Below are 16,999 nucleotides of genomic sequence, written 5' to 3'. Positions count from 1 at the left end.
CCGAGCCGCCTCCCCGGTCACGCGGGCGCGGGCACTCCGGCCGACGATGCCGTACGCGGTCACGGCGTGCGGACGCCGGACCTGCGACACGCGCGGGTGCGCCCGATCGGGCCGCGGCCGATCGGCCCCCGCCTGATTCGCCGCGGCCGTGCCGGGCACTCGTCCACCCCGGTGGGGAGGCCGGAGCGCGGCGGTGTGCGCCGTGCTCCGGTGGTGGCGGCGTTCCATCCGGCGGAGGGTGGAACGCGGCAGGCCGCTCCCCCCTGCCGGACCGGACGCGAACTGCCGGGAGGTTCCCTTGTTCGACCACACACTGCCGCTGCTCCTCCAGGGCTACGCGTGGCTGCCCGATCTGAGCCGCCGCCGGGGCCCGGGCCCCGTGCGCACGCGCCTGCTCGGCAAACCGGCCGTCGCGCTGCGGGGACCTGCCGCCGTCGGGTTCTTCTACGACGAGGACCACGTGCGGCGCCGCGCCGCCCTGCCCGAGCCGGTCCTGAGCACGCTCTTCGGCCAGGGCGCCGTGCACACCCTCGACGGGGCGGGCCACCGGACGCGCAAGGCCCTGTTCGTCGAACTCCTCAAGGACGCGCCGGGCGTCGCCGCCCTCGCCGACCACGTGGCGCGGGAGTGGGAGCGCTCGCGCGAGGAATGGTCGCGTGCCTCCGAGGTGACCCTGTTCGACGAGGTGAGCGTGCTGATCACCCGGGCCGTCCGCGTCTGGGCGGGCATCCCGCTCGCGGAGCCCCCGGACGACGAGGCCCGGCGCACCGCACGCGACCTGGTGGCGATGGTCGACGGATTCGCCACCGCGGGGCCGCGCCAGCTGCGGGCCCGGCGCGCCCGGCGGCGCCAGGAGCGGCGGCTCGCCCGCCTCGTCGAGGACGTCCGGTCGGCGGACACCGGGGAGGCCGCCGCGGCGGCGGAGGCCGGGCGGCCGCCGTCCGCGGTGCACGCCGTCGCGGCGCACCGCGACGCCGACGGCGAGCCGCTCGACCCGCGCACGGCCGCCGTGGAACTCCTCAACATCATCCGCCCCACCGTCGCCGTCACCTGGTACACCGTGTTCGGCGCCCACGCCCTGCACCGGAACCCGGAGCTGCGCGCGCCGCTCGCCAAGGAGGACGAGGGCTACGCCCGGGCGTTCGCCCACGAGGTGCGCCGCTTCTACCCGTTCGCGCCCTTCGTCGCCGGGCTCGCCCCGCAGGACGTGGAGTGGCACGGCGAGCCGATCGCCGAGGGCAGCCTGGTCCTGCTCGACCTCTACGGACAGAACCACGACCCGGACCTGTGGCAGGCGCCGTACACCTTCGACCCCGAGCGGTTCACGGGCCGCGAGCCCGGCCGCGACGAACTCGTCCCCCAGGGCGGCGGGGAGGCCGCGACCGGTCACCGCTGCCCGGGGGAGGACGTCACCCTGGCGGTCCTGAGCACGCTGTTGCCGCGTCTCGCCAGGCTCGAGTACCGCGTCCCCGACCAGGATCTGCGGATCCCGCTGCGCCGGATGCCGACCGGGCCCCGCAGCGGCTTCGTCATCACCGACGTGGGCTGACGCCCGCCCACGGACGCCCTCAGGAAGGACTCCATGACGCACCACCACGACCCCCGGCACAAGGACGGCGACGCGGCGAAGACGGCCGCCGAAGAGGTCTTCGAGGAAGCGGAGGACGCGGCGACACGGCGTCCCGGGGACGAGCGGGACCCCGGCAAGGACGGCGAGGCGGCCGACGCGCTCACCCCGGACGCCGGGGCCCAGGAGGACGCCCGGCGCGACGACGGCGCCCGGCGCGGCGACAGCGGGGACGGCGGCGACAGCGGCGAAGGGGCGTAGCGCCGTGCCGCGCGCCGCGCTCTTCGACGTCGACGGGACCCTCGCCGACACCAACCACCTGCACGTCGTGACCTGGTGGGAGGCGTTCCGGCAGGCGGGCGAGCAGGTCGCCACGCACGACATCCACCGGGCGATCGGGCTCGGCTCGACCGACCTCATCGCCCATCTGCTCGGCGACGACCGGGACCAGGACCGGGACGCGGAGCTCAGCGCCGCGCACGGCACCCTGTACGGAACGTACTTCGAGCGGCTCGCCGCCTTCGACGGCGCCCGCGACCTCCTGTACGCCCTCGCCGCGCGCGAGTGGCGCATCGTCCTCGCGACCTCGGCCGGAGGCGGTGAACTGGCGGCGCTGCGCCGGGCGATCGACGCCGACGACGTGATCACCGGCGTCGCCAGCGCGGACGACGTCGCCTCGGGGAAACCGGCTCCCGACCCCGTCCACCGCGCCCTGGACATCGCCGGGTGCGGGCCGAAGGACGCGGTGTTCGTCGGTGACACGGTGTGGGACATGCGCGCGGCGCGCCGGGCGGGCGTGCGCTCCGTCGCCCTGCTCTGCGGGGGCATCCCGCGGCACGACCTGGAGGAGGCCGGGGCCTCGGCCGTGTACGCCACCCCCGCCGACCTCTTGGAGCACCTGGACAGCGGGGTGCTGACGGGTCGTCAGTGATCTGCGCCGCCGGGCCCGCGGGTGCGCCGGTCGGGCCTCACCGCCTCCCGCGGCGGTGAGGACCTCCGGCGGTGTCGTCACGCGTCGATCAGGCGCGGGGTTGCGATGCCGTCCCAGCGCCGGTGAGGTCGAGTGTGATCTCTTCCGCGTCCTCGCTCTGCTCGGTGAGGGCCACGGCCAGGGGCGCTCGATGGGCGCTGACGACCTCGCCGAACAGGCGGACGCCCGCGAGCGTGCTCGACGGCATCATGAGGAGGAGGTCGTCGGCGAAGCAGCCGCGCATGATGAGTCCTGGATGTCGAGCGCCTCGCAAGGGAGGCGGCGTTGGGGGAGCCCATCGCGGGCGAACCCTCGCGCGGTGCCAAAGGGCGGGTGCAGAGTCCCGTTGGGCACAGCCACTGGCGAAAGGCGCCGCTCCAGGCCCGAGAGATCGCCGGAGGGCTGTCGCCGCGCTGACGGTGACGGACGTTCCACGGACTGCTCGCAGCCTACTCCCGCACGGCCCGGCGCGGCAGGGAGGCGAGGGGCGGAGCGGCCGCACGCGCCTGCCGCGCGCGTGCGGCCCGTCCGCCTCGGTCATCGCTCCATGTGCGGGAGAACGCGCGGCGACGGGAGTGCTCCGCCGGACACCCCGGTCCCTGTGCTGCGGCGTCACCGGCGTAGTGAGCGGGTGTCCCGTGCGGCGCTCGCCGCACCCTGGGGTGCGATACGTCTCTTGACGCGGTCACCCGCACGGGCCGGACGAGCCCGCGCACGGCGGTTGTCGAGGCCCACCGGTCGCACGGCACACGCGGCCCGGTCCCTCGTGCGGCAGGGCGCGGGCGCGCCGGAGCCGGTGCGACCCGGACGTTGTGGCGCCACCGCGCTACCGCACCGTGCGGAGGCGGGGACTTCCGTCCTCAGCCGAACTGGACCGAGCGCTTGGAGAGGCCGAGCCAGGTGCCATCGATGACGCTGCGCTGGGTGCGGAGTTCGTCCGCCGCCGTGCCGAGCGTGACCGCGAGCGGTACGAAGTGCTCCTCGCGGGGGTGGGCGTAGCGGGCGCCCGGCGCCTTGTGCGCGAAGTCGAGGAGCGCGTCCACGTCCCCGGCCGCCAGGGTGCGCCGGCCCCAGTCGTCGAACTCGGCCAGGACGGCGGGCACGTGGTTGTCGGGGTTGATGGCCCGGAGGTTGTGGGTGAAGTGCCCGCTGCCGACGATCAGCACGCCCTCGTCGCGCAGCGGCGCGAGCTTGCGCCCGATCTCCATCAGCTTCTGGGGGTCCAGGGTCGGCAGGCTCATCTGGAGCACCGGCACGTCGGCATCCGGGTACATCTCCCGCAGCGGTACGTACGCGCCGTGGTCGAGGCCCCGCTCCGGCAGGTCCTGCACCGGTGTGCCCGGGCCGCGCAGCAGCTTGCGGACCTTCTCGGCCAGGCCGGGGGCGCCCGGGGCGGCGTACCGCACGCCGTAGTAGTGCTCGGGGAAGCCCCAGAAGTCGTAGACGAGCGGCACCGTGGTGGTCGCGCCGAGGGCGAGGGGGGCCTCCTCCCAGTGCGCGGAGACCATCAGGATCGCCGTCGGCCGTGGCAGCCCCGCGCCCCAGCGGGCCAGCTCGCCCGGCCAGACGGGGTCCTCGGCGAGGGTGGGGGCGCCATGGCTCAGGAAGAGGGACGGCATGCGCTCCGGGGCTGCGGTGGTCATGGTCGGCTCCTTGCGGTGCGGCAGCGTGTTCAAATTTGAACCACCTCTCGACCGTACTCGATGGTTCGAATTTGAACAATGGGCGTAGGGTGGCGCCATGCCCAAGACGCACTGGCTCAACGACGACGAGATGGCCGCCTGGCAGGCCTTCCTGACCGCGGGCGCGCTGCTCAACCGGCGCATCGAGGAGCAGCTCAAGGACGAGGCGGGCCTCTCCCACCTCCAGTACGAGGTGCTCGTGCGGCTCGCCGCCGCCGAGGGCGGCGAGCTGCGCATGACCGAGCTGGCCGCGGTGGTCCTCACGAGCAAGAGCGGGCTGACCTACCAGGTCACCCAGCTGGAGAAGGCGGGCCTGGTGCGCCGCCGCTCCTGTGCCGACGACGTGCGCGGCGTCTACGCCGTCCTCACCGAAGAGGGCCGCCGCCGTCTGGAGGCGGCCGCCCCGGGCCACGTCGGCGTGGTGCGCGACCAGCTCATCGACGTCCTCACGCCCGGCCAGCTCGCCGCCCTGAAGGAGGGCCTCGGCGAGGTCGCGCGGCGCCTCGGCGCGGCCTGAGGGGTTGGGCCCGGCGCGGGTCAGGCCGCGGCCCGCTCGGCGCCCGCCTGGTCGCCCTGGTCGGTCAGGTGCCAGTGCAGATCGCGGACGCCGGGCTCCAGGGAGAGCCGGGTCACGAGCTGCTCCATGTCCGCGCCGGGGGCGCCGTCGAGGGTGACGGCGGCTTCGAGGGCGGTGGTCCCGCCGCCCTCGCCGCGCCGGATGCGCAACCCGGCCAGGCGCGGGTCCGCGCTGCTCAGGAGCTGGATGAGCAGCGCTCGGACGTGCGCCTCCGCGCGGCGCTCGCAGGTGACGTGGAAGGTGACCCGCGTGGTGGTGTCGGCGCTCGCCTGCGGGGCCCGGTCGATGAGGCGGCTGGTGGGCCGCAGGGTCAGATGGACGCCGATGACCGTGAGCGCGCCGAGCAGCGCGAGCGCGAGCCGCCCCGAGGCGGCGAGGACGCCCACCGCCGCCGAACACCACAGCGTGGCCGCCGTGTTGAGGCCGCTGATCGAGGCGCCCTCGCGCATGATGACGCCGCCGCCGAGGAAGCCGACGCCGGAGACGACGTACGAGGCGACGCGGGTGGGGCTGGTGGGGTCGGCCATCGCCTCGCTGTAGAGCACGAAGAGGGTGGCGCCCGCGGCGACGAGCGCGTTGGTGCGCAGGCCCGCCATCCGGGCGCGCCACTGGCGCTCCACCCCGATGAGGGCGCCGCAGCCGACGCCTGTGCCCAGGCGGAGAGCGAAGTCGAACGTGGTCAGGGCCTGCATGGCGGCACCTCCCGGTGGCGCGGTCGTACGGGTTGCTGTTCCTCCATGCTTGCATAGTTGCGCAACTATGCAAAGGTCTTTCCGTCCGGGTTCGGTTATTTGCGTATCGACGCAAAGAGGCGCACACTTCCGGTGGCTCCCCGGCCCGCGTCCGGTGCCCGGGGCCGGCCCTTCCCCCCTGCCCGCGGTGCGGCTCCGGCCGCCCGGCATCACCGAAGGAGGCAGCCATGGGCGCAGACCCTCCCAGTAGCGACCGCTGCCTCGACGGCGGCTTCTGAACCCGCTAGTCAATTCACTTACGCACACCGGGCATCGCTCCGTACCCCGCACGGCCCGCCGCGTTCTGCGGTCGCGGCCCGGGGTCCGCTGTGCCCACAGTGTGGTCGGAGGTTCTTGTGATGTCGTTCCGGACCAGCGACGGCGCCCCGCGCGCCCCGCTCGCCAGCCGGTTCGCGGGGCGCCTGTCCCGCATGACGTGGGTGGACGTGGTCGTGGCCGCGGCCGTCCTGGTGCTGCTCTACCTCGTCCTGAAGGTCGGCCAGGGCACCACCGTCCGCTTCTCGACCGAGCAGTCGGTCCAGGTCGACACCGATCCCGCGCGCCTTCCGTACGACGCGGCGCGCTCGCTCCTGCGCATGTTCGCCGCGCTCGCCGCCTCGATCGTCTTCACCTTCGCGTACGCCTACGCGGCGGCGAAGAGCCGCCGTCTCGAACGGATCCTGATCCCGGCACTCGACATCCTCCAGTCCGTGCCCGTGCTCGGCTTCCTGACGGTCGCGGTGACCGGGTTCCTCGCCCTGTTCCCGGGCTCCATGCTCGGTCTGGAGTGCGCGTCGATCTTCGCGATCTTCACCTCGCAGGCCTGGAACATGACGTTCGGCTTCTACCAGTCCCTCACCTCGCTGCCCCGTGAACTCGACGAGCTGTCCCGGTCGTTCCGCTTCACCAAGTGGATGCGGTTCTGGAAGGTCGAGGTGCCGGCCGGGATGATCGGCCTGGTCTGGAACGGCATGATGAGCTTCGGCGGCGGCTGGTTCTTCCTCGTCGCGTCGGAGGCCATCAGCGTCAACAACAAGGAGTACGCGCTGCCGGGCGTCGGCTCCTACGCCGGAGCGGCCGTCACCGACGGCGACCTCGGCAAGGTCGGCTGGGCCATCCTCACCATGGCGGTCATGGTCATCGGCGTGAACTTCCTGTTCTGGCGGCCGCTGACCGCCTGGGCGGAGAAGTTCAGGAACGAGCAGTCCGAGGCGAGCGAGGCGCAGCGCTCGGTCGTGCTCGACTTCCTGCGCCGCTCCCACTGGCCGCGGCTGCTCGGGGCCCTGCTGCGCCCGGCGGGCCGCGCCCTCGGCCGGGCCGCCCGCGTCCTCGGCACCGACGACCGGCCGCTGTCCATCGACCCGGCGCGGCGGCGCACCGGCGACATCGCCTTCGCGGTCGTCGCGGGCGGCCTGATCGTCTGGGGCCTCGCCGACCTCGGCGGCTATCTGCACGAGAGCACCGGACTGGGCGTGTTCGGTGAGCCGCTGCTGCTCGGCCTCGTCACGTTCGTCCGGGTCGTGGTGCTCGTCGCCGTCGCGACCGTCGTCTGGGTGCCCGTCGGCGTGTGGATCGGCTTCTCGCCGCGCCTGACCCGGATCGCCCAGCCCGTCGTGCAGGTCCTGGCGTCCTTCCCGGCCAACTTCCTGTTCCCGCTCGCCGTCTGGTTCTTCCTGCGGACGGGCCTGTCCATCGACGTCGGCGGCATCCTCCTGATGGCACTCGGCGCCCAGTGGTACATCCTCTTCAACACCATCGCCGGAGCCATGTCGATCCCGAGCGACCTCCGCGAGGCCATGGACGACCTCGGCGTCCGCGGCCTGCAGCGCTGGCAGCGGCTGATCCTGCCGGGCGTCTTCCCGGCGTACGTCACCGGCGGCATCACCGCGTCCGGCGGCGCCTGGAACGCCTCGATCGTCTCCGAGGTCGTCACCTTCGGCGGCACCACGCTGACCGCCACCGGGCTCGGCGCGTACATCGCCCGTGCCACCGCCGACGGCGACTTCCCGCAGCTGCTCGCGGGCGTCGCCGTGATGAGCCTGTACGTCGTGGGGCTCAACCGGCTGCTGTGGCGCCGTCTCTACCGCCTCGCCGAACGCCGCTACTCCCTCTGACCGCCGACCGGTCCCCGCAAACTCTCCCCACCCGCCTGGAGAACTGGAGCCTCCCTCATGGCACTCAAGGCCCTGCGCGCCCTGCGCACCCCCACCGCCCGCCCCGCCGCACGGCCCCCGCGCGCCGCCGACGGCGACGTCCTGCTCGAAGCCACCGGCCTGACCAAGTCCTACGCGGGCGCCGACGGGGAGCTGCCCGTGCTCGCGGGCATCGACTTGAAGGTCCGCGCCGGGGAGATCGTCGCGCTGCTCGGCAAGTCCGGCTCGGGCAAGTCCACCCTGCTGCGCTGCCTCGCCGGACTCATCCCGGCGAGCTCGGGCTCCGTCGCCTACCGCGGCGAGCCGCTGACCGGCGCCAACCCGGGCACGGCCATGGTCTTCCAGACCTTCGCGCTGCTTCCCTGGCTGACGGTGCGGCAGAACGTGGAACTCGGCCTGGAAGCACGCGGCGTGCCCGCCGACGAACGGGCCCGCGCCGCCGTGCGGGCCATCGACCTGATCGGCCTGGACGGCTTCGAGTCGGCGTACCCCAAGGAGCTGTCCGGCGGCATGCGGCAGCGCGTCGGCTTCGCCCGCGCCCTGGTCGTCGAGCCGGACGTGCTGATGATGGACGAGCCGTTCTCCGCGCTCGACGTGCTGACCGCCGAGAACCTGCGCGGCGAGCTGATGGAGCTGTGGGAGTCCGGCCAGTTCCCGACCCGGGCCGTGGTCCTGGTGACCCACAACATCGAGGAGGCCGTCCTGATGGCCGACCGCGTGGTCGTCCTGGGCTCCCGCCCCTACGGCACCATCCGCGAGACCATCGAGATCTCCCTGGAGCGCCCGCGCGACCGCAACGCGCCCGCCTTCGACGAACTGATCGACCGCGTCTACCGGGTCATGACCGGACGCCCCCGCGAATCCCGCCTTCCGGGCCGCCCCGAGGCGGCGGAGCCGGACAAGCGCACGGTCGCCACCAGCCCGCTGCCCGCGGCCACCGTCGACGGCCTGTCCGGACTCGCGGAGACGGTCGCCCACCGGGGCGGCCGCTGCGACCTCGCTGACCTCGCCGACGACCTCGGCCTGGACGTCGACGACCTGCTCCCGCAGGTCGACGCGCTCGACCTGCTCGGCTTCGCCCACGTCAGCGGCGACGACCTCGTCCTCACCGAGGAGGGCGCCGCGTTCGCCGGGGCCGACGTGCAGACGTCCAAGCCGCTGTTCGCCCGCGCGGCCCTGGAGGTGCCGCTCGTGAAGCTGATCACCAACAGCCTGCGCCGGCGCCCGGACGGCACCGTCCGCGCCGGGTACTTCCGCGACCTGCTCGCCCACCACTTCACGAGCGAGCAGGCCGAACGGCAGCTGGAGACGGCCACGGACTGGGGCCGCTACGCGGAGCTGTTCGGCTATGCCGCGGGCCCCGAGGAGTACCGGCTCGACGACGCGGACGGGAGCGCCCCGTAAGGCAGGGAACCCCGCGACCGCGCTCAGGCGGCGGCGACCGTGATGTGGCGCTGCGGGCCGGGCGACTCCAGCTCGTCGACCACCGCCACGGCCAGGTCCTCCGCGCTGATCCACGAGCGGCCGTCGGCGCCGGTGAGCAGGGTGTCCGTGCCGCGCCGGTAGCGGCCCGTGCGGGTGCCGGGTTCGAGCAGGGCGGGCGGGCTCAGATAGACCCAGTCGCCCCCGGGGTGCTCCTGGCAGGCCCGCAGCTGGGCCACCCCCGCGGCGGCGACGGCCGTCACCGCCGCGGGCACGTACGCGAGGTCGTCGGCGACCAGCAGGTCCTCGTGGCCCGGGCTGCGCAGCGCGCCCGCGCCGCCGACCACCAGGACCCGGATGCCGAGGCGCGCGGCGCTGTCGAGGACCGTACGCGTGGCCCCGACCAGGAACTCCTGGTCGACCGGCATGGTCCGCAGGCTCACCACGACCGTGTCGGCGGCGGAGGCCGCGAGGGCCGCGCGCAGGGCGTCCGGGTCGTCGGCGTCGACCGCGACCGGCGTCACGCCCGGGTCGTCGCTCGCGGGCTTCCGGGACAGGGCGAGCACCTCGTGCCCCCGGGCGCGGGCCTCTTCGATCACCCGGCTGCCGACCATCCCGCTGGCGCCGAGCACGGCGATCCTCATCCCTGCGTTCATGAAAGCTCTCCTTGTGTCAGGTCTTCTCGTACGGGGTCATGGGGTGTGCGGCCGTCGCGCCGCAGCCGTGGGGGACTGAACTGCGCGGCGAGCAGGGCCGCGAGGGCGAGGGCGAAGCCGAGGCTCTGCGGCAGGTTCAGGGACTCGCCGAGCGCGATGCCGGCGACGGTGGCGACCAGCGGCGACAGGAGCACCAGCGGCGCGGACGCGCCGACCGGCAGCCTGCCGATGCCGCGGAACCAGAGCGCGAACGAGATGATCCCGCCCATGCTGCCGAGCCACAGATAGCCGACGACGGCCTCGCCGTCGATCCCGTGCGGCATCCCCTCGACGGCAAGCGTGAGCGGCAGCAACGGCAGCCCGCCCGCGGTCAGTTGCCAGCCCGCCAGGGTCAGCGGGCCGACCCCCGCGGGGCGGCCCCAGCGCTTGGTGAGGACGATCCCGCCCGCCATGCCCGCGGTGCCGCCGAGGACGGCGAGGATCCCCACGGCGTCCAGACGGGCCTGGGGGCCGAGCACGACGAGTCCGACGCCGAGCACGCCGAGCCCGCCCCAGGTCCACTGCCAGGCCGTCGGCCGGACGTGGAGCACGACGATGGAAAGGCCGGCGACCAGCAGCGGCTGGGTGGCGCTGAGGGTGGCCGCCACCCCGCCGGGGAGCCGCTCGGCCGCCAGGAACAACAGGGGGAACAGGGCACCGATGTTGAGCGCGCCCAGGACGGCGGACTTCCACCACCAGTCCCCGCGCGGGAGGACGCGGGTGATCGCCAGGGCGAGCAGCCCGGCGGGCAGGGCGCGCACGAGCCCGGCGAACAGCGGCTGCCCGGGCGGCAGCAGTTCCGTGGTCACCGCGTACGTGGTGCCCCAGGAAGCGGGAGCGAGCGCGGTCAGCGCGACGGTCGCCACGCGTGGCGCCGAAGAGGCCCGCGAGGGACCCGGTGACCGCTCGGTCAAGGTGGACATGCGAGGAGTCTGCGCCGCGCCCGATCATGTTTCCAAAGCATGGTTGTCATCGCAGCCATGAATGAGGACGATGGCCGAGTGGATCTCCAGCAGATGCGGTACGTCGTCGCCGTCGCCGAAACCCGCAACTTCACGCGCGCGGCGGAGCGCTGCTCCGTGGTGCAGTCGTCCCTCAGCCATCGGATCGCCGCCCTGGAGCGGGAGCTGGGCGTCAAGCTGTTCGCCCGCTCCAGCCGCCGCACCGAGCCGACCAGCGCGGGGGAGGCCTTCCTCGTCGCCGCGCGGGAGTGCCTGGCCGCGGCCGACCGGGCGGCCGCCGACGCCGCCGCGGCCTCGGGCGCGGTGCGCGGCCGGCTCGCCGTCGGCGTGATCGTGACCACGGCAGCCGTCGACGTGGCGGAACTGCTCCAGCGCTACCGCGCCCGGCACCCGGACGTCCGCGTCTTCCTGCGGGGCGGACGCAGCGACGACCTGACGGCCGCCGTCCGCGGCGGCGGCCTGGACATCGCCTTCCTCGGCCTGCCGGAGGGCGACCTGCCCGCCGGAGTGGAGTCCCTCGTGCTCGACCACGACGAGCACGTGCTCGTCGTGCCCGCCGGGCACCGGCTCGCGGGCGCCGAGCGAGTCACGCTGCGCGAGATCGCGGGGGAGACGTTCGTGGACTTCGCGGCCGGGTCGCCCGCGCGGGCCCAGTCCGATCAGGCGTTCGCCGCGGCGGGTCTGGTCCGCGACGTGGCGTACGAGGCCCAGGTCGCCCTGATGACCGGGTTGATCGCGCGGGGCCTCGGGGTCGCGCTGCTGCCGTCGGCGTTCATCGGGCCGCGGGTCGCCGCCGATCCCGAACTGGCCCTCGTCCCGGTGGTCGACGGGCCGCGGCGCGTGGAGTACCTGGTGTGGAGCCGGTTCAACCCCAGCCCGGCCACCCGGGCCCTGCTCGACGTCCTCGGCGTCAGGGAGCCGCGGGCGGCGGACTCCTGACCGCGGGTCAGTGCTCGGTCGCCGGGCGGCGGCGCCCGGCCCGGCCCGCCCGGGCCCGCGACGCGCGGGCGGACACGTGCGCGACGGCCGTCTCCACCGCCGTCTCCACGCCCACCTCGGCGGCGTCGGCGGGGCCCGCCCCGGCCCGCTCCGCCGCGGGCCGCGCCACCAGGGCCGCCTCTTCCAGGAGGCCGCGCACGTCCGCGGCCCGGTAGTAGATCCGGGTGCCCTCGCGGCGCGGCACCACGAGTCCGGCCGCCCGCAGCTTCGCCAGGTGCTGGGAGGTCGCCGCCACATGGGCGCCGAGCAGCTCCGCGAGGGCGCTGACCGGCAGCTCCTGCTGGCTGAGGGCCCACAGCAGGCGATAGCGGGAGGGGTCGGCCACCGCCTTGAGCACCGCCACGGCCCGGTCCGCGGCCGCGGCGTCCCACGACTGTCCTTGCGCATCCATGCAAATAGAGTACTTCGACTCTCGGCGTGACGAACGGCCACGGCTGACGGCTCTCGGCCACGGGCGGGGCGTCGGCGCCCTGGCCGGTGTGCTCCGGCGCGAGTCCCGCCCCGGGAGCGTCGCGCCAGGTCGGCGCGGCGCGCCCGGTGGGCCCTGCTGAATGGTCATTGCTTTTCGCTCCGCCGGAATAGTGAAACGCTCAGGCCCTCGCTCTACCCCCCCGGGCACTTCGGCGTGACGTTCCGTTCGCGTACGGATTTCGACGCGCTGCTCCGTCTCGTCGACCTGCGCAAAGTGCCGGTATTCCAGGAGGTGCGGACACGGTTCGGGGGAACGGTCGAGGAACACCGCGCCTTCGTCCTGATCGACCCGACCGGAAATCTCCTTGAATTCAAGCACTATGTCGATCCGCGCATGATGTATTGACCGTCCGGCCGACGCCTCGCGGGGCGGCTCAGGGCAGCCGCGTCACATCCAGTTCCCGTGCCGCGCCCACCCCCGGACAGCCCGCGAGCCCCAGGGCGTCCGCCAGTTCGGCCGCCAGCAGGTCGAGGACCCGGCGCACCCCGGCCTCTCCCGCCGCCGCGAGCCCCCACAGCGGCGGCCTGCCCACCAGGACCCCGTCCGCGCCGAGGGCCAGGGCCTTGAGCACGTCCACGCCGCCGCGGACACCGCCGTCGAGCAGCACCTCGCAGCCGCCGCCCGCCGCCGCGACCGCCCCGGCCACGTCCGGCAGCGCCACCACGCCGGGCAGCGCGCCGTCGAGCTGGCGCCCGCCGTGGTTGGACACCACGACCGCGTCCACGCCCAGCTCCACCGCGCGCGCCGCGTCGGCCGGGGCGAGCACGCCCTTGAGGATCAGCGGCAGGCGCGTCAAGGACCGCAGTTCGGCCACGTCCGACCACGTCAGGCCCGCCGAGAACGCGGCCGCCGTGTGCGCGGCCACCGCCGAGCCGCGCACCGGCGCCCCGTGCGCCGCCGAGCGGGCCCCGGCGTCCAGGTGCGCGGCGCGCACGTGCCCCGGCAGCGCGAAGCCGTTCCGCGCGTCCCGCGCCCTGCGCCCCATCCACGGCACGTCCACGGTGAGCATCAGCGCCGCGCAGCCCGCGTCCTGTGCCCGGCGCGCCAGATCGAGGGTGAGCCCCGGCTCCCGCAGCCAGTACAGCTGGAACCACACGGTCCCGCCGACCGCCGTGACCTCCTCCACGGGCACGCTGCTGAGGGTCGCGACCGTGAACGGCGCGCCCGCCGCCGCTGCCGCACGCGCGGCGGCCAGCTCCCCTTCGGGGTGCAGCAGCCGCTGATAGGCGACCGGCGCGACGGCCACGGGCAGCCGCGCGGGACGCCCGAGCAGCGTCGTGTCCGTCGTGCGCGCCGAGACGTCCCGCAGCACCCGGGCCGTGACGTAGAGGCGGTCGAACGCCTCCCGGTCGGCCGCGAGCGTCCGCTCGCGCCCGCTGCCGCCCGCGACGAAGTCCCATACGTCGCGCGGCAGCACGGCCGCGGCGACCCGCTCCATGTCGTCGAGGTCGTACGCGTCCCGCGTGCCGTGCGACGCGTCCGCCGCCTCGTCGTCAGCGTCCCGCACGGCCGGTCCGCTCCAGCTCCACGGCCTCGTACAGCGCCTTGATGTTGGCGCTGCCGAAGGTCCGCGCGCCCTGGCGCTCGATGACCTCGTGGAAGAGCGTGTCGCGCGGGTGCGCGGACGCGGTGAAGATCTGGAAGAGCCGGCCCCCGTGGTCCTCGTCCACGAGCAGGTTCGTGGCGCGCAGCTCGTCGAGGGCGTGCGTCCGCAGGCCGATCCGCTCGCCGAGCAGGTCGTAGTACGTGCCCGGGGTCTTGAGGAACGTCACGCCGCGCGCGGCGAGTGTACGCACCGCCCGGACGGCGTCGTCGCCGGAGAACGCCAGGTGCTGCACGCCAGGGCCGTGGTGGCTCTTGAGGAACTCGTCGATCTGCCCCGCCTTCGCCCGCGGGTCGGGCTCGACGAGCGTCAGCGTGACCGCGCCGGTGACGGCGCTCCGCACCACCTTGGACTCCATCGCCTGGTCGCCGACGACGATGCGCTCCTGGAAGACCTCCTGGAACCCCAGGGCGCGCCGGTAGAACAGCGCCGTCGCGTCGAGGTCGCCCGCCTCCAGGCACACCGCGACGCGGTCGACCTCGACGAGCCCCACCCCTTCGGTGCTCCCGTCGCCCGCCCCTGGCACCGGCACGAACCCGGCCGGGAGGCGGGGCCCGCACCGGGCGCCCGCTGAACCAGCGTGTGCGTCACGTCGCCGAAGCCGCTGACGGCGGCCGTGACGCGCGGCCCCTCGCCCGCGTGCCGCGGCGTCCAGGTTCTCGACGTAGAACTCGACGTGGTCGACGGTCAGATCGGTGACCCCGGGCAGGTCGCTCGCCAAGGCCGGTGCGGGTAATTCCGTCATGGCACTCCTCGCGCTTCCTCTTTCGTGGTGTGTCTTTACCGCCGGGCCAAGAGGCCGAATACTTCAGATGCGGACCGATCGTACGGTCGCCCGCCGGATTACCGCACCTGTCAAGCAGGATGCGGTGCGAAAGCGGACCGTTGCGTTCTCCGCCCCGTTGCCGATACCCGTTGCCGATTAAGGACTCAGGTGAGGGAAATCCCGGAATCGGAAATCGCCCGCGCCGAGTTGGACGCGGCCACCCTGCACGCCTCGCTCGGCGATACGTCGATGGAATCCATGAACCTGCTGAACGAGGTGGCGGGCACCTACCCGGACGCGATCTCCTTCGCGGCGGGCCGCCCCTACGAGGGCTTCTACGACGTGGCGCTGATCCACGAGTACCTGCGGACGTTCTGCGCGCATCTGCGCGACGACCTCGGCATGAGCCAGGCGGCTGTGGCCCGCGCCCTGTTCCAGTACGGCGACACCAAGGGCGTCATCGCCGGCCTGGTCGCGCGCAGCCTGGCCGTGGACGAGGGCATCGAGGCCGCCCCGGAGTCGGTGGTCGTCACCGTCGGCTGCCAGGAGGCGATGTTCCTGGTGCTGCGCGCGCTGCGGGCCGGTGACCGGGACGCGCTCCTCGCGCCGAGCCCGACCTACGTCGGTCTGACCGGCGCCGCCCTCCTCGCCGACCTGCCGGTCCTTCCCGTGCGCACCGGGGAGCAGGGCATCGACCTCGACGACCTGGCGGACCGGCTCCGCCGGGAGCGAGCGGCGGGCCGACGCGTCCGCGCCTGCTACGTCACCCCCGACTTCGCCAACCCCGTGGGCGTCAGCATGCCGGTCGCCGACCGGCACCGGCTCCTCGACCTCGCCGCGGCCGAGGACCTGCTGCTCCTGGAGGACAACGCGTACGGGTTGCTGAACAGCGCGGCCGAGCGGCCGCCCACCCTGAAGGCCCTCGACAAGGGCCAACGCGTCGTCTATCTGGGCTCGTTCGCCAAGACCGGGATGCCCGGCGCCCGGGTGGGATACGTCGTCGCCGGGCAGCGGGTGACCGGAGGGCGCGGCGGCGACGTGCTCCTCGCCGACGAACTCTCCAAGATCAAGAGCATGCTGACCGTCAACACCCCGCCGATCGCCCAGGCCGTCATCGGCGGCAAGCTGCTCACCCACGGCTGCAGCATGGCCGCGGCCAACCGCCGGGAGACGGAGGTCTACCGGCGCAACCTCCAGCAGGTCCTGGACGGCCTCGACCGGCGCCTCGGGGACCGCGCGGGCGTCAGCTGGAACGCGCCCACGGGCGGCTTCTTCGTCGTGGTCACCGTGCCCTTCACCGTCGACGACGCCCTCCTCGCGCACGCGGCCCGCCGCCACGGGGTGCTCTTCACGCCCATGCACCACTTCTACGGCTCCACCGCGGGCCACCACCAACTGCGGCTCTCCATCAGTACGTTGGCGCCGGAGCGGATCGAGCAGGGCCTGGACCGCATCGCCGCGCTCGTCGACGAGTGCCTGGCGCCGCGGGCGGCCGGGGCGTGACGAGCCCGCAGTGCCTCGCCGTCACTTGTCCGCGGGAGCGTCGTGGCTGGTCGCGCCCGCGCGGCGGAGCCGCATATGAGCACAGCCCCGCGCCCCTTTGGGGCGCGCCCGTGCAACCCGGCGCCATGGAGCCGGACCAGCGGGTCAGTACCCGGCCGTGAAGCGGCGCTGCACGAAGCGCGGCAGTTCGGCCTCGTCGACGAGCGCCACGGCCGCGTCCTCCGCCGAGATGCGGCTGCGCCCCTCGGCGTCGCGCACCGCCTGGTCGCCGCCGACCCGGAACCTGCCCGTGCGCTCACCGGGCGCGATCTCCTCCGCCGGACTGAAGTAGGTCCACAGGCGGTTCGACAGGCGCAGCACGTTCAGCGCGTCCCGGTGTCCGCGCACCGCCGCCGCGTACGCGCGCGGCAGGCCGAGACCGTCGAGCGTCTCGTGCAGCAGCTCGTCGGAGTCGGCCCGTACGACGCCGGGGGCGATCTCCAGGCTGCCCGCGCCGCCGATGACGATGAGGCGGGTGCGCGGCCGGCTCTCCAGGGCCTTGAGCAGGGCCCGCGCGGCCGCGGCGTACACCGTCGGGTCGGCGATCGAGCGGCGTACGGTCTCCTCGAAGTCCGCGGCCGCGTTGCCGGGCTGGAAGGCGCTGACGAGGACGTCGATTCCGGGCAGGACGCGCGCGACGCTGTCCGCGTCGAGCACGTCGACGCTGCGCCATTCGACGCCGTCGTGCCGCTGGGTGACGCGCGCGGCGTCCCTGCTGAACGCCGTGACCCGGTGCCCCCGTCCGACGGCCTCGGTCACGACCCGGCCGCCGATGGTGCCCGTGGCCCCGATGACTCCGATGTGCATGGCTCTCCCCTTCGCCTTGGTGCCGCGCTCCGCCCTGGAGCTGCACGGCGT

At 74.2% G+C, this 16,999-nt stretch carries 18 protein-coding genes; 9 read left to right on the top strand and 9 right to left on the bottom strand.

Translation table 11 applies throughout. The features are described from left to right. Window positions 1–298: 298 nt before the first annotated feature. The 3 genes from CP982_RS06190 to CP982_RS06180 are packed head-to-tail and all read left to right on the top strand — an operon-like array spanning window position 299 to window position 2,498. A complete protein-coding gene (locus tag CP982_RS06190; protein ID WP_150509560.1) occupies window positions 299–1,549 on the top strand; it encodes a cytochrome P450 in 1,251 nt (416 codons plus the stop codon). 33 nt (window positions 1,550–1,582) lie between these two features. After that, complete coding sequence (locus CP982_RS06185; protein ID WP_150509559.1) at window positions 1,583–1,828, top strand: hypothetical protein; 246 nt, start codon at window positions 1,583–1,585, stop codon at window positions 1,826–1,828. A gap of 4 nt (window positions 1,829–1,832) precedes the next feature. After that, a complete protein-coding gene (locus CP982_RS06180) occupies window positions 1,833–2,498 on the top strand; it encodes an HAD family hydrolase (RefSeq protein WP_150509558.1) in 666 nt (221 codons plus the stop codon). A gap of 88 nt (window positions 2,499–2,586) precedes the next feature. On the opposite strand, the gene CP982_RS06175 is transcribed toward CP982_RS06180, so the two are convergent. Together CP982_RS06175 and CP982_RS06170 are read right to left on the bottom strand one after the other, a co-directional pair. Further along, on the bottom strand, window positions 2,587–2,781 hold the full coding sequence (locus CP982_RS06175) for a hypothetical protein (protein WP_150509557.1): 195 nt from the start codon (window positions 2,779–2,781) through the stop codon (window positions 2,587–2,589). A gap of 616 nt (window positions 2,782–3,397) precedes the next feature. Continuing rightward, window positions 3,398–4,180 (bottom strand): dioxygenase family protein, encoded by a 783-nt coding sequence (locus CP982_RS06170; RefSeq protein WP_150509556.1) that lies wholly within the window; start codon window positions 4,178–4,180, stop codon window positions 3,398–3,400. A 97-nt stretch (window positions 4,181–4,277) separates the two neighbouring features. On the opposite strand from CP982_RS06170, the gene CP982_RS06165 reads away from it, so the two are divergent. Beyond that, a complete protein-coding gene (locus tag CP982_RS06165) occupies window positions 4,278–4,736 on the top strand; it encodes a MarR family winged helix-turn-helix transcriptional regulator (RefSeq protein WP_150509555.1) in 459 nt (152 codons plus the stop codon). Between the two features lie 20 nt (window positions 4,737–4,756). On the opposite strand, the gene CP982_RS06160 is transcribed toward CP982_RS06165, so the two are convergent. Then, window positions 4,757–5,488 (bottom strand): MgtC/SapB family protein, encoded by a 732-nt coding sequence (locus CP982_RS06160; RefSeq protein WP_150509554.1) that lies wholly within the window; start codon window positions 5,486–5,488, stop codon window positions 4,757–4,759. Window positions 5,489–5,886: 398 nt separating this feature from the next. Here CP982_RS06160 and CP982_RS06155 point away from each other — a divergent pair, with 398 nt between their 5' ends. Both CP982_RS06155 and CP982_RS06150 read left to right on the top strand, forming a co-directional pair. Continuing rightward, window positions 5,887–7,641 carry an ABC transporter permease gene (locus tag CP982_RS06155; protein WP_150509553.1) on the top strand — a complete coding sequence of 585 codons (1,755 nt, stop codon included), beginning with the start codon at window positions 5,887–5,889 and terminating at the stop codon, window positions 7,639–7,641. Between the two features lie 57 nt (window positions 7,642–7,698). Further along, entirely contained in the window at window positions 7,699–9,084 is a 1,386-nt protein-coding gene (locus tag CP982_RS06150; protein WP_150509552.1) for an ABC transporter ATP-binding protein, read from the top strand. A gap of 23 nt (window positions 9,085–9,107) precedes the next feature. On the opposite strand, the gene CP982_RS06145 is transcribed toward CP982_RS06150, so the two are convergent. Together CP982_RS06145 and CP982_RS06140 are read right to left on the bottom strand one after the other, a co-directional pair. Further along, window positions 9,108–9,746 carry an NAD(P)-dependent oxidoreductase gene (locus tag CP982_RS06145; RefSeq protein WP_150515347.1) on the bottom strand — a complete coding sequence of 213 codons (639 nt, stop codon included), beginning with the start codon at window positions 9,744–9,746 and terminating at the stop codon, window positions 9,108–9,110. 8 nt (window positions 9,747–9,754) lie between these two features. After that, window positions 9,755–10,720, bottom strand: a complete 966-nt coding sequence (locus tag CP982_RS06140; RefSeq protein ID WP_150509551.1) for an EamA family transporter — start codon at window positions 10,718–10,720, stop codon at window positions 9,755–9,757. A 78-nt stretch (window positions 10,721–10,798) separates the two neighbouring features. On the opposite strand from CP982_RS06140, the gene CP982_RS06135 reads away from it, so the two are divergent. Next, entirely contained in the window at window positions 10,799–11,698 is a 900-nt protein-coding gene (locus CP982_RS06135) for a LysR family transcriptional regulator (RefSeq protein WP_150509550.1), read from the top strand. Window positions 11,699–11,705: 7 nt separating this feature from the next. On the opposite strand, the gene CP982_RS42450 is transcribed toward CP982_RS06135, so the two are convergent. Then, the gene (locus CP982_RS42450; RefSeq protein WP_229878872.1) at window positions 11,706–12,149 is read right to left on the bottom strand and encodes an ArsR/SmtB family transcription factor; all 444 of its coding nucleotides are present in this window, start codon (window positions 12,147–12,149) and stop codon (window positions 11,706–11,708) included. 234 nt (window positions 12,150–12,383) lie between these two features. On the opposite strand from CP982_RS42450, the gene CP982_RS06125 reads away from it, so the two are divergent. After that, entirely contained in the window at window positions 12,384–12,575 is a 192-nt protein-coding gene (locus CP982_RS06125) for a VOC family protein (protein WP_150509549.1), read from the top strand. A gap of 28 nt (window positions 12,576–12,603) precedes the next feature. On the opposite strand, the gene CP982_RS06120 is transcribed toward CP982_RS06125, so the two are convergent. Next, window positions 12,604–13,668, bottom strand: a complete 1,065-nt coding sequence (locus CP982_RS06120) for an alpha-hydroxy acid oxidase (RefSeq protein ID WP_150515346.1) — start codon at window positions 13,666–13,668, stop codon at window positions 12,604–12,606. Window positions 13,669–13,723: 55 nt separating this feature from the next. Beyond that, on the bottom strand, window positions 13,724–14,578 hold the full coding sequence (locus CP982_RS06115) for a VOC family protein (RefSeq protein WP_229878871.1): 855 nt from the start codon (window positions 14,576–14,578) through the stop codon (window positions 13,724–13,726). Between the two features lie 198 nt (window positions 14,579–14,776). Between CP982_RS06115 and CP982_RS06110 the strand changes: the two genes are divergently transcribed. Continuing rightward, entirely contained in the window at window positions 14,777–16,102 is a 1,326-nt protein-coding gene (locus tag CP982_RS06110; protein WP_372503505.1) for an aminotransferase-like domain-containing protein, read from the top strand. A 144-nt stretch (window positions 16,103–16,246) separates the two neighbouring features. Here CP982_RS06110 and CP982_RS06105 read toward each other — a convergent pair whose 3' ends face one another. Continuing rightward, window positions 16,247–16,948, bottom strand: coding sequence for an NAD(P)-dependent oxidoreductase (locus CP982_RS06105; protein WP_150509548.1), 702 nt, complete (start codon window positions 16,946–16,948; stop codon window positions 16,247–16,249). Window positions 16,949–16,999 lie beyond the last annotated feature (51 nt).

The organism is Streptomyces spectabilis (assembly GCF_008704795.1).
Lineage (GTDB): Bacteria > Actinomycetota > Actinomycetes > Streptomycetales > Streptomycetaceae > Streptomyces > Streptomyces spectabilis.
This window is presented reverse-complemented; position numbering and strand designations above follow the sequence as displayed.